12 protein-coding genes are annotated in these 14,483 nt (G+C 66.4%); 9 read left to right on the top strand and 3 right to left on the bottom strand.

What is annotated here, in order from left to right; genetic code table 11:
• Window positions 1-169 precede the first annotated feature (169 nt).
• The 4 genes from peaA (at window position 170) to peaD (ending at window position 4,715) form a co-directional block, all read left to right on the top strand.
• Window positions 170-1,738 (top strand): quinohemoprotein amine dehydrogenase subunit alpha, encoded by a 1,569-nt coding sequence (peaA, locus tag ACAW63_RS20835; protein WP_371228310.1) that lies wholly within the window; start codon window positions 170-172, stop codon window positions 1,736-1,738.
• A 70-nt stretch (window positions 1,739-1,808) separates the two neighbouring features.
• Window positions 1,809-3,239 (top strand): quinohemoprotein amine dehydrogenase maturation protein, encoded by a 1,431-nt coding sequence (gene peaB, locus ACAW63_RS20830; protein WP_371228308.1) that lies wholly within the window; start codon window positions 1,809-1,811, stop codon window positions 3,237-3,239.
• A 1-nt stretch (window position 3,240) separates the two neighbouring features.
• A complete protein-coding gene (gene qhpC / locus ACAW63_RS20825) occupies window positions 3,241-3,564 on the top strand; it encodes a quinohemoprotein amine dehydrogenase subunit gamma (protein ID WP_152223974.1) in 324 nt (107 codons plus the stop codon).
• A gap of 29 nt (window positions 3,565-3,593) precedes the next feature.
• Window positions 3,594-4,715, top strand: a complete 1,122-nt coding sequence (gene peaD, locus ACAW63_RS20820) for a quinohemoprotein amine dehydrogenase subunit beta (RefSeq protein WP_371228305.1) — start codon at window positions 3,594-3,596, stop codon at window positions 4,713-4,715.
• A 66-nt stretch (window positions 4,716-4,781) separates the two neighbouring features.
• Here the strand turns inward: peaD and ACAW63_RS20815 are convergent, their stop codons facing one another.
• Window positions 4,782-4,937, bottom strand: coding sequence for a PSPA7_2676 family Cys-rich small protein (locus ACAW63_RS20815; RefSeq protein ID WP_371228303.1), 156 nt, complete (start codon window positions 4,935-4,937; stop codon window positions 4,782-4,784).
• A 371-nt stretch (window positions 4,938-5,308) separates the two neighbouring features.
• Between ACAW63_RS20815 and ACAW63_RS20810 the strand changes: the two genes are divergently transcribed.
• From ACAW63_RS20810 to ACAW63_RS20790, 5 genes are all read left to right on the top strand, one after another.
• Complete coding sequence (locus tag ACAW63_RS20810) at window positions 5,309-6,703, top strand: diguanylate cyclase domain-containing protein (protein ID WP_371228301.1); 1,395 nt, start codon at window positions 5,309-5,311, stop codon at window positions 6,701-6,703.
• A gap of 3 nt (window positions 6,704-6,706) precedes the next feature.
• Window positions 6,707-8,035, top strand: a complete 1,329-nt coding sequence (locus ACAW63_RS20805; RefSeq protein WP_371228299.1) for a glycosyltransferase — start codon at window positions 6,707-6,709, stop codon at window positions 8,033-8,035.
• A gap of 4 nt (window positions 8,036-8,039) precedes the next feature.
• Window positions 8,040-10,133 carry a TolC family protein gene (locus ACAW63_RS20800; protein WP_371228297.1) on the top strand — a complete coding sequence of 698 codons (2,094 nt, stop codon included), beginning with the start codon at window positions 8,040-8,042 and terminating at the stop codon, window positions 10,131-10,133.
• 7 nt (window positions 10,134-10,140) lie between these two features.
• Window positions 10,141-11,181, top strand: a complete 1,041-nt coding sequence (locus ACAW63_RS20795) for an efflux RND transporter periplasmic adaptor subunit (protein ID WP_371228295.1) — start codon at window positions 10,141-10,143, stop codon at window positions 11,179-11,181.
• 350 nt (window positions 11,182-11,531) lie between these two features.
• Entirely contained in the window at window positions 11,532-12,338 is an 807-nt protein-coding gene (locus ACAW63_RS20790) for an SDR family NAD(P)-dependent oxidoreductase (protein ID WP_371228293.1), read from the top strand.
• Window positions 12,339-12,504: 166 nt separating this feature from the next.
• Here the strand turns inward: ACAW63_RS20790 and ACAW63_RS20785 are convergent, their stop codons facing one another.
• Together ACAW63_RS20785 and ACAW63_RS20780 are read right to left on the bottom strand one after the other, a co-directional pair.
• Window positions 12,505-13,071: a TetR/AcrR family transcriptional regulator gene (locus ACAW63_RS20785; protein WP_371228291.1), complete on the bottom strand. Its 567-nt coding sequence runs from the start codon at window positions 13,069-13,071 to the stop codon at window positions 12,505-12,507.
• 251 nt (window positions 13,072-13,322) lie between these two features.
• A complete protein-coding gene (locus ACAW63_RS20780; protein WP_371234735.1) occupies window positions 13,323-14,462 on the bottom strand; it encodes an acetyl-CoA C-acyltransferase in 1,140 nt (379 codons plus the stop codon).
• Window positions 14,463-14,483 lie beyond the last annotated feature (21 nt).

Raw genomic sequence — 14,483 nt, 5'->3', positions numbered from 1 at the left:
GGAGCGCCGAAGGCCCCTGGAAATCCCGTCGCAGGCCTGATGCGACGGGTCCCGCGAAGGACTGGCACACAACCTGCTAAATCGCTACCAAGCGTTCGACGCAATCGCGCTTAGCCCATCGGTGGGCACGAATAACCAACAAGAATACCGAGGAGGCCTGACCTTGAAGATGACACGACTTCGGCACTGTCTGGGTGCCGGAACCCTGGCCGCACTGGCCCTAGCGCTGCACCAGCCGGCCAACGCCGCCGATGGCCAGGCGATCATCAACGCCAAGTGCCAGGCGTGCCACACGCCCGAAGGCAACAACTCCCTGAGCCGCATCAGCCATCAGCGCAAGACCCCCGAGGGTTGGCTGATGAGCATTGCGCGCATGCAGGTGATGTACGGCCTGAAGATCAGCGACGACGAACGCCGCTCGGTGGTCAAGTTCCTCGCCGACAAGCAGGGCCTGGCGCCGAGCGAGACCGAGGGGGTGCGCTACGCCCTGGAACGCCGGCTGAACACCGTCGAGAAATTCGATACCAACTTCGAGCAGATGTGTGCCCGTTGCCACTCCGGCGCGCGCATCGCCCTGCAGCGCCGCCCGGCGGCGGAGTGGGAGAAGCTGGTGAACTTCCACCTGGGTCGCTGGCCGTCGCTGGAATACCAGGCGCTGTCCCGCGACCGCGACTGGTTCGAGCTGGCCAAGAAAGAAATGGTCCCGGAACTGGCCAAGCGCTACCCGCTGGACAGCAAGGCCTGGAGCGACTGGAAGCAGCACCGTCCGAAGGCCGAGTCGCTGGCGGGCGAGTGGAGCTTCGCCGGGCACATGCCGGGCAAGGGCGACCTCGCCGGCACCATGAGCGTGGCCAAGAGCGGCGATGATGCGTTCAAGGTCAGCGTCAAGGGCCAGTACGCCGATGGCGAGGCCTTCAACGGCGAAGGCAGCGCGGTGCTGTACAACGGCTACGAGTGGCGCGGCAACGTCACCGTGGGCGACCTGAGCATGCGCCAGGTGTTCGCCGCCCTGGACGGCCAGATGCAGGGCCGCATGTTCGACAAGGCCCACGACGAGCGCGGCCTGGACTTCGTCGCGGCCAAGAGCGGCACCAGCCGCGTGCTGGGCGTGCAGCCGGGGTACATCAAGGCGGGCAGCGAGGCCGAAGTCACGGTCGTCGGCACTGGCCTCAAGGGCAAGCCATCGTTCGGCAAGGGCTTGGAAGTGGTGTCGCTGGTTTCCCAGACGCCCGAGCGCCTGACCGTCAAGGTCAAGGCCAGCGATGCGGCGGCGCCCGGCGACCACGACGTCACCGTGGGCACCGCCAAGGGCGGCAACCTGGCCGTGTACAAGGACATCGCCGAAGTGAAGGTGGTGCCGGAGTTCTCCGTCGCCCGCATCGGCGGCAATGGCGGTGCAACGCCCAAGGTCCAGGGCAGCTTCGACGCCGAAGCCTGGGGCAAGGGCGCCGACGGCAAGCCGTTCCGCATCGGCGTGTTCCCCGCGCAGTGGTCGGTGGAGCCGTTCGACGATCGCGCCAAGGAAGACCAGGACGTGAAGTTCGCCGGAGAGATGGATGCCGACACCGGTATCTTCACCCCGGGCGACGCCGGCCCGAACCCGGCGCGCAAGATGATGACCAACAACGCCGGCAACCTGAAGGTGATCGCCGCGGTGGACGACGCGGGCCAGTCGCACAAGGGCGAAGGGCACATGATCGTGACCGTGCAGCGTTGGAACAACCCGCCGATCCCGTAAGGATCGGATGAACCGAACGCATGAGCCCCGCCCTCGGGCGGGCACATCCTGAGAGTTCCGGGAGGTCGCCATGGGCGCCATCTTGAATCTGGTCGAACGCAACCTGCACGAAGTGCGGGTGGACGCCGACCGCCTGTTGTTCCACATCCCCAGCTCCTCGCTGTTCGCCAGTGACGAGCTGACCGGCGGGATCATCGACGCGCTGCGCGGGCATGCCTGCTCGCCGGACGAGCTGACCCAGCGTCTCGGCAGTCGTTTCGCTGCCGAGGAGATCGACGAGACCCTGCGCGAGCTGATCGCGCTGGAGCTGGTCAGCGACGGCTCGCCGCTCACCCCTGAAATCGGCATCAAGAAAGTCGACCGCACCGCCCTCAACACCGTGGTGCTGAACGTCAACACCGGCTGCAACCTGAGTTGCACCTACTGCTACAAGGAAGACCTGGACAAGCCCTCCGCCGGCAAGAAGATGGGCGTGGAAACCGCCGAGGCTTCGGTGGAAATGCTGATCCAGGAATCCCCCGACGAGCCGCGCTACACCGTGGTGTTCTTCGGCGGCGAGCCGTTGTCCAACCGCCCGCTGATCGAGCACATGGTCGCGTACTGCGAGCGGCGCTTCGGCGAGCTGGGCAAGACGGTGGACTTCGTCATGACCACCAACGCCACGCTGCTCACCGAGGAGATCGTCGACTGGCTCAACGCCCATCGCTTCGGACTGTCCATCAGCATCGACGGGCCGAAGACGGTGCACGACCGCAACCGCATCACCGTGGGCGGGCAGGGCACCTATGACGTGGTGCGGCGCAAGGCCGACATGCTGCTGTCGCGCTACACCGCGCGGCCGGTCGGCGCGCGGGTGACCCTGACCACCGGCGTCACCGACGTCGAGACCATCTGGGACCACCTGTTCAACGAGATGGGCTTCGCCGAGGTCGGTTTCGCCCCGGTCACCTCGGGCGACATCAGCAGCTACAACCTCACCGGGGAAGAGCTGAAGGCTGTCTTCGCCAACATGAAGGCCCTCGGCCGGCGCTACCTGGACGAGGCACTGCAGGGGCGCAACATCGGCTTCTCCAACCTGCACCAGCTGATCACCGACATCCACGAAGGGCAGAAGAAGGCCCTGCCGTGCGGCGCCGGTCTGAAGATGCTGGCGGTGGACCACAAGGGCGAGCTGAACCTCTGCCACCGCTTCACCGGCTCATCCTTGCCGACCTTCGGCAACGTGCATGAAGGGGTGAAGCAGGCCGAGCTGAACGACTTCCTCTCGCAGCGCCTGGACCGCACCGACACCGGCTGCGCCAGCTGCCGCATCCGCAACCTCTGCTCCGGTGGCTGCTATCACGAGAGCTACGCCCGCTACGGCGATCCGGCGCATCCCACTTACCACTACTGCGAACTGATGAGGGACTGGGTCGACTTCGGCATCGAGGTCTACAGCCGGATCATGGCTGCCAACCCCGGCTTCATCGACCGCCACATCACTCCGCGGAAGGCGCACTGACATGAAACATCTGAAAGCCATCAACAACAAAGCACAGAAGCTCGAACAGGCCGCCGCTGAAGACCGCATCGAAGACGTGGTGGCGATGAACTCCGTGGCCGGTTGCGCCTCGACCACCGACCCGGGCTGGGAAATCGACGTGTTCGGCGGCGTGTCTTCGCTCTGCCAGCCAATGGAAGCGGACCTCTACGGCTGCTCCGACCCTTGCTGGTGGCCGGCCCAGGTGCCGGACATGATGAGTACCTACCCCGACTGGAACAAGGATGCGCAGGCCTCGGCCGAGAACTGGCGCAACCTCGGCACCGTATTCCCGGACGACAAATGAGCGGACAGAAGAACAAGAGGAAAACCTGCATGTCCAGAAAAGCATTCGCCGCCGCGCTCGGCAGCCTCTCGCTGGCCTGCGCGGTGCAAGCCGTCGCCGCAGACGAGAGCAAGGCGCTGGAAAGTGGCCACGAGTACCTGATCAGCACCAACTACCCCAACAACCTGCATGTCGTCGACATGCAGACCGACAAGCTGTTCAAGACCTGCACCATCCCCGGCGCCTACGGCCCGGGCATGACCCAGCTGTCGCCGGACCGCAAGGTGGTCTACATCCTGAGCAACCACTACGCGGACATCTATGGCATCAAGCTCGATGACTGCCAGCCGGTGTTCCATGCCACCATCGCGCAGAAGCCGGGCGAGAACGCGCGGGCGATGTTTTCCATGACCGTCAGCCATGACGGCAAGGAGATCTACGCCATCGCCAACCCGACGCAGATCCTCGCCGAGCACTACGAGGTGCAGCAGCCGCGCCTGCAGATCTACTCGGTGGCCGACGGCATGAATGCCAAGCCCGTGCGCACCTTCCCGGCGCCGCGCCAGCTGACCATCATGCAGACCGGCGACGACGGCACCCTCTACGTGGCGGGCCCGGACATCTACAAGGTGGACGTGAAGACCGGCAAGTTCGACGTGGCGATCCCCAGCCGCAACTGGAAGCGCCCGAACTACTCGCCGCCGGACGTGCTCTACGTGTGGAACCAGCAGACCTACTCCCGTGATTTCTCGCTGTTCTACACTGCCGCGAAGTTCAAGGATGACAAGCAGGACCCGGCCACCGCCGACTTCCGCTATGGCTTCTTCAACGTGGACCTGGCCACCGGCAAGACCGAGACCCTCGACTTCGGCCCGGTCACCGAGGTGTACTTCAGCGGCATGCGCTCGCCGACCGACCGCAATGTCATCTACGGCGTGCTCAACCGTCTGACCAAGTACGACATCAAGGAGCAGAAGCTGGTCAAGGCCGCGAACCTGGACCACTCCTACTACTGCCTGACCGTCAACAAGGCCGGCACCAAGCTGTATCTCTCCGGCACCTTCAATGACGTGGCCATCTTCGACGCCAACAGCCTGGAGCGCCTCGGTGATCTGAAGCTGCCCGGCGGCGACATGGCGATCACCACCAGCCAGGCCTTCGTGGCCAACTGATCGGCAGGATCGGGCTGCCCGGGGCGCAAGGCCCCGGGCAGCTTCCTCTGTTTCAAGCTGGGGCCGTCAGATTTCCGGCTCAGTGCTCAGCCTTCTTTCCAGCGCCAGGTACCGCTGGGCTCCACAGCGCGCACAGCGCTGGCACAGCATCGGCACGTGGCCGACATCGGTCAGACTTCCTTCGTCCCAACGGCATCCCAGGAAAAAGCAGCGCAATCGCATATGTCCTCCTCCGGGTGTTCCCGGTGTGTAGACAGATAGAAAGGGCGGTGATGCTGCTGGCTTGTTCTTGTGTGCAGGCAGCTAGCAGGCTCGCGCCAGCCGTCTAGAATGGACAATCTAAAGTGTCGAATGGCGTCAGTTGCCTGGCGTTCCCGGCACCATCGCTCGTAGCGAAGGGCGCCCCAGAGCCTTGAGCCACGCGCTGTACAGGGGAGCAGCGTTCAGGCTTTGCAGGATTTGATACTCATGCTTGTCAATAATTTGGCGAAATATTGATATGTGACAATTATTGCGACAAATTAATGCCGCGATCCTGATGCTTTTTTGCTATGATTGACTCCCAGGTTAAGGACAGCTTGCAGAGACTTTCCATGAATACCGCGTCACCCCTGGCCGCCGTTATTGGCAGCACTTCCTCCCGTTATCGCGACAGTGAGCTGGATCATTTCGCTGATCTGGCCGGCCTGCAGTCGGCGCAGACCTACGATGTGCTGCTCCTCGACCTTCCCGGCGTCCAGGCTGGACAGATGCTGCGCAGCCTGCGCCAGGACCCGCGCTATCGTTACGCCCTGATCTATTGCTGCCAGGATCTCGACCCCTGGTGCGATGCGCTGGGCGATGGTGCGCCGCCGGCCGATACGGGCGCCCTCACGCCGCTCTGGCGCCTGTGGCGCGAGCGCTTTGGCCTGTTCAACCAGGGACAGGCGCCGGCGCGCTTCGAGGAACGCGTGCTGGCCTGGCTCTGGCTGCGCTCGCGCGGTGACGTGCATGCCGTGCGCGATACCAGCGTGCCCCAGCATTACCGTTACCCGATTCTCGAGGCCCTGAGCGACAGCGAGGAAGTCCATTCGTTTTCCTGGCTGCAACTGATGGGGCAGCAGGGCTGGCTGGAAGAGGGCCAACTGCTGGACCGCTTGCGCCTGTGCACCGCCTGTGGCTCGGGGCGCCTGAACTACGTGGACGTCTGCCCGGAGTGCCAGGCCCTGGATATCGGCCGCCAGCCGTCATTGCACTGTTTCACCTGCGGGCACGTCGGGCCCCAGGAGCACTTCCTCAAGGACGGCCTGCTGATGTGCCCGAACTGCCTGACGCGACTGCGCCATATCGGCAGTGACTACGACCGCCCGCTGGAGAACTACCGTTGCCGCAGTTGCCAGGCGTTCTTCGTCGACGCCGCCGTGCAGGCGCGCTGCCTGGATTGCGGGCAGACCCACGAACCGGACAAGCTGCGGGTGCGCGAAGTGCGCCATTTCCGCATTGCCGAAGCCGGGCGCCTGCGCTGCCGCGAGGGCTTCGCCGCCACCTCGGCGAACATGGAGCGCTTCGGCAGCCTCAGCCTGCTGCCGCGAAAGGCGTTCCAGGAACTGCTCACCTGGCAGTTGCAATTGACCGCGCGCCACCGCAACCCGCCGTTCTCCCTGCTCGGCCTGCGCTTCGTCAATCTGCTGGAAACCCTCGCCGAACTGGGCGAGATGCGTGGCCACGCCCTGGTGGACGGATTGGTGGAGCGCCTGCAGGAAGCCGTGCGCGAGACGGATCGCTGCTCGCGCATGAGCGAAGAAGTGCTCTGGGTGCTCATGCCCCAAACCGACGCCGCCGGGGTGGAAGTGGTGCGCCAGCGCCTGGCCAAGGGTGCCGAGCGCCTGACGCTGGAGAAGGCGACGCGCATCGAAGTCCGCCTGGTGGCCTTCACCGCGCCGGACGACCAGCTGGAGCAGGAAGACGCCGCCTTGCTGCTGGCCAGGCTGGGGGGACAACTGGGCTGAAGCATGGAAGCGTTCGTCGAACAATGGCTGTTGCTGCTCGGGGAGTTCGCCCGCACTGACGGGTTCTTCCAGGCCGCGTTCATGCTGCTGCCGGCCTTCCTGCTGCTGGAAGTGCCGCTCAACCTGATGGTGCTGATCGGCGTACTGCGCTGGTTCATGCGCAAGCCGTTCGAGCTGCCCAAGGACAACGGCTATCGCCCGCGGGTGTCCTGCATCATCACCTGCTACAGCGAAGGCCTGGATGTTCAGAAAACCTTGCTGAGCCTGTGCGAGCAGACCTATCCGGGCTACATCGAAATGATCCCGGTGGTCGATGGCGCGGCGGTCAACAAACCGACCATGCAGGCGGTACGGGACTTCCGCGTCGACCCGGCGCTGCATCCGCGGCGCCTGCTGCGGCCCATCGCCAAATGGCAGCGTGGCGGCCGGGTCTCGTCGCTCAACGCCGGCCTCGCCCATTGCACGGGCGAAATCATCATGGCGCTGGACGGCGACACCTCCTTCGACAACGACATGGTCAGCCGCATGGTCCGCCATTTCGCCGACCCGGACGTACCGGCGGTGGCGGGCAGCCTGCGGGTGCGCAACGCCTGGGCGTCGCTCACCACGGCGATGCAGGCGCTGGAGTACCAGCTGTCGATCCACATGGCCAAAATCGGCCTCAGTGAATGGAACCTGGTGAACAACGTGTCCGGGGCCTTCGGCGCGTTCCGCCGCAGCTTCCTCGACAAGATCGGCGGCTGGGACACCCACACCGCCGAAGACCTGGACATCACCCTGCGGATCAAGAACTACTTCGGCCGCAGGCCCCTGCGCATCCCCTTCGAGCCGGGTGCCATCGGGCATACCGATGCGCCCGTGAAGTTCCTGCAGTTCCTTCAGCAGCGCCTGCGCTGGGATGGCGACCTGTACTTCCTCTACATCCGCAAGCATCGCCACAGCTTCAACCCGCGCCTGCTGGGCTGGCCCAATTTCCTGATGACGCTGATCACCGGCTTTTTCTTCCAGCTGGTGCTGCCGTTCATCATCTTCGGCTACTGCGTGATCGGCCCCCTGGTCGTGCCGCTGCCGCGCTTCCTCGCCCTGGCGTCGCTGATCTACCTGGTCTACCTGGGCATGACCCTGCTGCTGTACCTGGCCATGCTGGTCCTGGTGTCCGAGCGTCCGCGCCAGGACCTGAAGCTGTTCCCGGTGGTGTTCGTCTTCCCCCTGTTCATGCTGGTCATGCGTCTGTGGAGCGCGGTGGCCATGCTCAACGAGGCACTGCGCCGCGGCCATGAAGAAACCAGCATGGCGCCCTGGTGGGTGCTGCGTAAGGCAAAGAGGTTCTGACTTGATGATGCGTTCCCTGCTACTGGGCTCCCTGCTGCTGGCTGCCGGCCTGTCCCGGGCCGAAGTGCTGCCGTTGTCGCGGGTGCTCGACAGCGCCGACGACAGTGCCGTGCTGCAAGCCAACGCCGCCGACCTGCGGGCCCTGGACGCGCTCAAGGAGCAGCGTGAGGCCGAGGCGGGCTGGCAGTGGTACGGCGCGGGCAGTGCCGGGCACTACCGCGAGCTGGTGACCGAGGATGTGATCGACACCTACTACGGCCGCAGCCTCGCGCTGGGCCTGCGCCACCCCTTGCTGGGCAGCCTGCGGCGCCAGGTGCAGGCGGTATCCGCCGTCGAACTGGAACAGCAGCGGCAGCAGTCGCGTCGCCTGCTGCAGAAGGCCGAGCAGCGGCTGGCGCTGCGCAGCGCCTACGCCGACTGGTGGCGCGCGGAAGAGGAAAATCGCTGGTGCCAGACCCTGTTGCCCGACGCGGCCAGCGCCCGCGAGCGCCTGGCCCTGCGGCAGCGCCAGGGCTGGCTGTTGCCGTCCCAGGGGCGACTGCTCGATGGTCGCTGGCAATCCCTGCAGCGCCGTTGTGCCTCCAGTACGCGGATGATGGATGACACCCGCGCCAGCCTGGCCGAACTCTCCGGCCTGGATATCACCCCCAGCCAGCGGGCCCAGGCGGAAGCGCTGGCGGAACAGGTGCAGCCCCTGACCAGTTGGCGCCAGGCGCTGGAAGGCCATCCGCGCCTGCAGGAGCGCAAGGATGAACTGCGCCTGGCCGAGCAGAACCGCAAGTCGCCCTGGTACGACAGCATCGACTCCAGCTTCAGCGTCGGGCAGAGCTTCGAGGACCGCAGCGGGGCCACCAGCACCGGCAATGGTCTGGTCGCCAGTCTCAACTTCTCCACGCCGTTCGACCTGATGTCCTATGGCCAGGCCCGCGGGCGGGAAGGGGAGGCACGCCACCAGGCGGCCCTGGCAAGGTTGAGTGCCGAGCGACAGCAATTGCTGCGGGACCTGGGCAAGGCCCTGCAGGACCAGCGGCGGGCTGTGGAGGACCTGGAGCGCGAGCGCGAGCAGCTGGCCGTGTCGTCGGTGGCCCTGCGCGAGCAGCGCCTGCGTGCGGATCGTTCGGCCGAAGGCTCGCTGGCCGAGGTGCAGGCGGTGGAGCTGGAGCGCTACGACAACGGTATGCGCCTGATCGCCGCATGGCATGCCGCCTGGTTGCGCGAAGCCGCCTTGCGCATGTTCGTCGACGATGACCAGGCGCTGAGCCCGTTGCTCGGCGTACAGAACCTGAGCTGGCAGCCGCCGGCAGGCGCCCCGGCCAACGCCCCGGCCAAGGCCGGCCCGGCCCGAGAGTCGGCGTGGAGCCAGGGCGTCTACCTGTGGAAGAGCCAGGCCCTGTTGCAGCCCGAGACCCGGCGCGCCGAACTGAAGGCCTTGCGCAGCGCCGGCATGCAGCGCCTGTATGTGGGGCTCGATGCCCACCAGGTGGCGGACATGCCGACCCTGCGCAAGCAGCTCCAGGGCACCCTGGCAGACGCCCGCGCCCAGGGCATGCAGGTCGTGCTGCTGCTGGGCGATCCGGCATGGCTGTCGGCCAGCGGACGCAAGGACCTGCTGGCCCTATTGGGTCAACTGCGCGAAGTGCGCTTCGACGCCGTGCACCTGGACCTTGAGGTCGAGCAGCTCGGCTGGCCGGTGCCCGACAGCCGCCTGCGGGACTGGCTGGATACCCTCGGCGCGGTCGCCCGGCTCGATTACTGGCCGCTGGAGCTGTCCAGCCATCCGCGCTGGTTCGCCGAGCCCGCCAGCGGCACCTGCGTGCCCTGCGCCTTGCCGCAGCGCGGCGTGCGGCAGGTCAGCCTGATGATCTACACCCGCAACCCCGAACGCAGCGCGGAACTTGCGCAATCCATTGCCCGTCGTTGGCCGGCGCTGCGTTTCCGACTGGCGCAGAGCGTCGAGCCGCAATTGCCGGCCGAGGAATCCTGGGCCGGAGCGTCGAGCACCCAGCTGCGGCAGCAGGTGGAGCGCTGGCGTAAGCCTCTGCAGTCGGCCGGCGTGTCCGGCATCGACTGGCAGGACTGGTCCCATTACCCGCATTGAGCATCCCATGAAGATTCGATTCTCCAGCCCCAAGGAACAACAGCCCACTCAGGAGCAGGGCCTCAAGGTGCTTTACGCGCCGGGCAAGCGCATGGCGTTCAAGCTGCGCTGGTATCTGATCCTGCTGGTGGTGACCAGTCCTCTGCTGTTCCTGGTGGGGCGCGAAATGCTCGGCCTCTGGCTGATCGAGGCGCCCGCGCAGCTGCACCTGCCGTCCAGTGAACTGCGCGCCCGCGAGGCGGGGCAGGTGGCGCAGGTGCTGGTGCGGCCCGGCGACAAGGTCGAGGTCGGCCAGTTGCTGATGCGGATGGACAATCCCGAGTGGCGTGCGCGCCTGGCGCTGCTGGCCGATCCGGCGAAGACTACGCCCGTGGCGAGCGGCCGGCGGACCCTCAGCGAACGCGAGCGCGAGCCTCTGGTGCGCCTGCTGGGCAGTGCGGAAAGCCGCCTGCAGCAACTGCGTGGCCTGCTCGCCGCCGGTGCGGCGACCCGCGGCGAAGTACAGCTGGCCCAGGATGAGCGCGACCGCCGCCAGCGCGACCTGGTGGAGTTCGACCGACGCGAGGCGCAGCCGGGGGACGACACCCTGGATCGTCAGCGGCGACTGGAAAGCGACTGGTTGCAGTCGCGTCTGCAAGGGCTCGAACTGAAGGCCAACGACTCCGGCGTCATCAGCGAAGTCCTGGTGGGCGAGGGCGAGAACGTCGGCCCCGGCACCCTGCTGATGCGTCTGCAGCGCCTGGGCGATGCCGAAATCTGGATCTACCTCGATCCGCGCTATGCCGCCTATGCCTCGCCCGGCCAGCCGTTCCGGATTCGCCTGCCGGATGGAAAATGGCTGCCGGCCGAAGTGGTGCGCATGGTGGAGGATGCGGCCCCGGTGCCGGTGGAGCTGCGCGAGGCCTTCAGCGCCCCGAACCGCAACCTGCGCCTGCTGGCTCGGGTCAAGGGCGAATGGCCGGCGTTCTGGCGCGTCGATCGCCTGGGCCTGAAGGCTCGCTTCCCGCACAGCTGGAGCTGGCTCAACCGCTGGGCCGTCCAGGAATGACACCTGCCGGGCGTCGACCTCGATGATGTCCGCTAAGCGACCCGCCGCGTGGTGCCGAGAGCGCCGGCCGCCGGGACCGGGCTGAAAGGCGGAAGTCGTTCCGCTCCCTCTGTTGCTCGGCCCCTTGCCCACCTTCACTTCGCCACGCTCCGACGACTGACGTCGGAGCGCTGGATTCCTTTGCTCTCCTTCCATCTGCCTCTTTCGACGAGGTGTTGACAGATAATATTACATGCATAATATTAATCGTCAGATGACGGCTGTAATCCAATTGGGCCGGACATTTCATACGGCCCTCGGGCCCTGATCAGCCTTGCAGACGGGGCGCATCGCCCCACTGGAGAAGAACCATGAATGCCAAATCCGAACTGGGCCGCGCACTGATCACCGGTGCTTCCTCCGGCATCGGCGCCACCTACGCCCAGCGCCTCGCCGCCCAGGGTTACGACCTGCTGCTGGTGGCCCGCGACCAGCAGCGCCTCGCCGCCCTGGCCGCACGCCTGGGCGAGCAGCATGGCGTCTCGGTGCAGGTGCTGAAGGCCGACCTGACCCGCAAGGAAGATCGCGCCAGCGTGGAGGCCCGTCTGCGTGAGGACGAGAGCATCAGCCTGCTGCTGAACAATGCCGGCGTGGCGATCAACGGCACCCTGCTGGAGACCGACCTGGACCGCCTGGAAAGCATGATCGAACTGAACGTCACCGCCACCGCGCGCCTGGCCGGCGCCGCCGCCAAGGCCTTCGCCGGGCGTGGACACGGCACCATCATCAACGTCGCCTCGGTGCTGGCCCTGGCGCCGGAGCTGTTCAATGGCAGCTACAGCGCCACCAAGGCCTTCGTGCTCAACCTGACCCTGTCCATGCAGCAGGAACTCTCGCCGCTGGGGCTGCGCATCCAGGCCGTGCTGCCCGGAGCTACCCGCACCGAGATCTGGGATCGCGCCGGCACCGATATCTCCGCGCTGCCGGCGGAAATGCTGATGGACGTGAACCACATGGTGGACGCCGCACTGGCCGGCCTGGCCCAGGGCGAGGTGGTGACCCTGCCGGCGCTGCCGGATGCCGGTGAGTTCGACGCCTTCACCGCCGCGCGGCTGAAGATGGCGCCCAACCTGTCCCGCAGCGTGCCGGCGCAACGTTACGGCATAGCCGTCGACTGAATGATTCGTTGAGTGGCGAAAAGCTTGCCCCGGCCTTGCGCCGGGGCTTTTTTATGCGCGCGGGGTGCTCTTCGTGGGAGCGAGGGGGACGCCCAGTTCGTGCTCGCGAACCTGTCAGCCCGCTGCGGGTTTGTTCGCGAGCAAGCTCGCTCCTACAGTCACCGGCTCACTCCGCCGCGCCGATCTCACGCTTGAGATGCCGGCGAGTGCTGTCCAGGATACGGTCGGACAGTTCCGGGTCGGCCACGCTGCGCGACAGCACCAGCGCACCGATCAGGGTGGCGAGGAGGGCGACGCTCTCATCCTCGGCATGTTCGCTGGGCAGCGCCTGCTCGATGGCATCGATACGTGCCTGGACGATGGCGTCGGTGGTGGCGCTGGCGTGGCCACGGGCGCCCAGCTCGGCGGACATGGTCGGCAGCGGGCAGCCCTTGCCCGGCGTATTGCGGTGCCCGGGGGACAGGTACTGGTCGATGAACCCCGGCAGCGGGTCTTCCTTCTCGAACTGCTGGTCGACGATCGGGCGCAGCTGCGCGGCGGCCTGTTGCAGCGCGATCTCCACCAGCTCGTCCTTGGACTTGAAGTGCGCGTAGAAACCGCCGTGGGTCAGGCCCAGCGCCTTCATCAGCGTCTGCAGGCCGGTGGCGTCGACGCCTTCGCTGCGGAAACGCTGTGCCGCCTCGTTGATGATGCGCTCGCGGGTCTGGGCCTTGTGGTCTTCGGAATAACGCATGACCGGTCTCCTGCGGATCATGGAATGCTGGGTGACATTCTAACGCAGGGTGGGCGAGGGGAGGTGATTCAGGGCAGGAACGAGGGACGACTGTAGGAGCGAGGGGGACGCCTAGTCCTTGCTCGCGAACGAACCCTCGCAGCGGAGTCTGGTTCGCGAGCAAGCTCGCTCCTACAAGTCAGGCGGACATCGGAATCACCCGTAGGAGCGGGCCATGCCTGCGATCGCGTACAGGGTGCGCTCCTTCAGGTTCAGCGCACGGCTTCCAGCAGCGTCGCCACGCCCTGTCCACCACCGATGCACTGGGTCGCAACGGCATAGCGCCCGCCGCTTTCCTTCAGCAGCGCCGCCGCCTTGCCGGTGATCCGCGCGCCGGTGGCGCCCAGCGGGTGGCCGATGGCCATGGCGCCGCCGTGCAGGTTGACCCGATCGATATCCAGTTCCAACCCGCGCAGGCAGGCCAGGGCCTGGCTGGCGAAGGCTTCGTTGATTTCCACCAGGTCGATATCGGCCATGCGCAGGCCGGCGCGGTCGAGCAGTTTGCGGGTGGCGTAGAGCGGGCCCATGCCCATGATTTCCGGCGGGCAACCGACCACGGAAACCGCCTTGATCCGCGCCAGGATGTCCAGCCCGTGTTCACGGGCGAAATCCTCGCTGCACACCAGCACGGCCGCCGCACCGTCGGTGAGTGGCGAGGCGGTGCCAGCGGTGACGCTGCCGCCGAAGGCCGGCTTGAGCTGGGCCAGGGCTTCGCGGCTGGTGCCGGGGCGGATGCAGCCGTCTTCGCCGACCACGCCGTTGGGCGTGTCGATCCGCACGATCTCCGCGGCCAGCAGCCCCTGCTCACGGGCACGGGCGGCCTTGGCATGGGAATCCACGGCCATGGCCTCCTGGTCGTCGCGAGAGATGCCGAAACGTTCGGCGACGATCTCGGCGGTCTGCCCCATGGGCATGTAGGCCTGGGGGAATTCCTCCAGCAGGCGCGGGTTGGGCGAAACGTTGAATCCGCCCATGGGCACGCGGGTCATGGACTCCACGCCGGCGCAGATGAACGCGTCACCGGCGCCCAGCTGGATCTGCCCGGCGGCGAAGTGGATGGCGGTCATGGACGAGCCGCAGAAGCGGTTCACCGTGGCGCCGGCCACCGTCTCCGGCAGGCCGGCGAGGAAGCCGGTGATGCGCGCCAGGTTCATGCCCTGTTCGGCCTCGGGATAGGCGCAGCCCATGATCAGGTCCTCGATCAGCCGGGCGTCCAGGCCGCTGCGCGCAACCAGGCCCTTCACCGTCTGCGCGGCGAGATCATCGGGGCGCACATCGATCAGCGCGCCCTTCCTGGCGAAGTGGAAGGGGGAGCGGGCATAACCCGCGATGACGACGGAAGTCATGGTCAGTCTCCTGCAACGAATGGCCTG

It is taken from the genome of Pseudomonas sp. QE6 (genome assembly GCF_041379005.1).
Classification (GTDB): Bacteria; Pseudomonadota; Gammaproteobacteria; order Pseudomonadales; family Pseudomonadaceae; genus Pseudomonas.
This window is presented reverse-complemented; position numbering and strand designations above follow the sequence as displayed.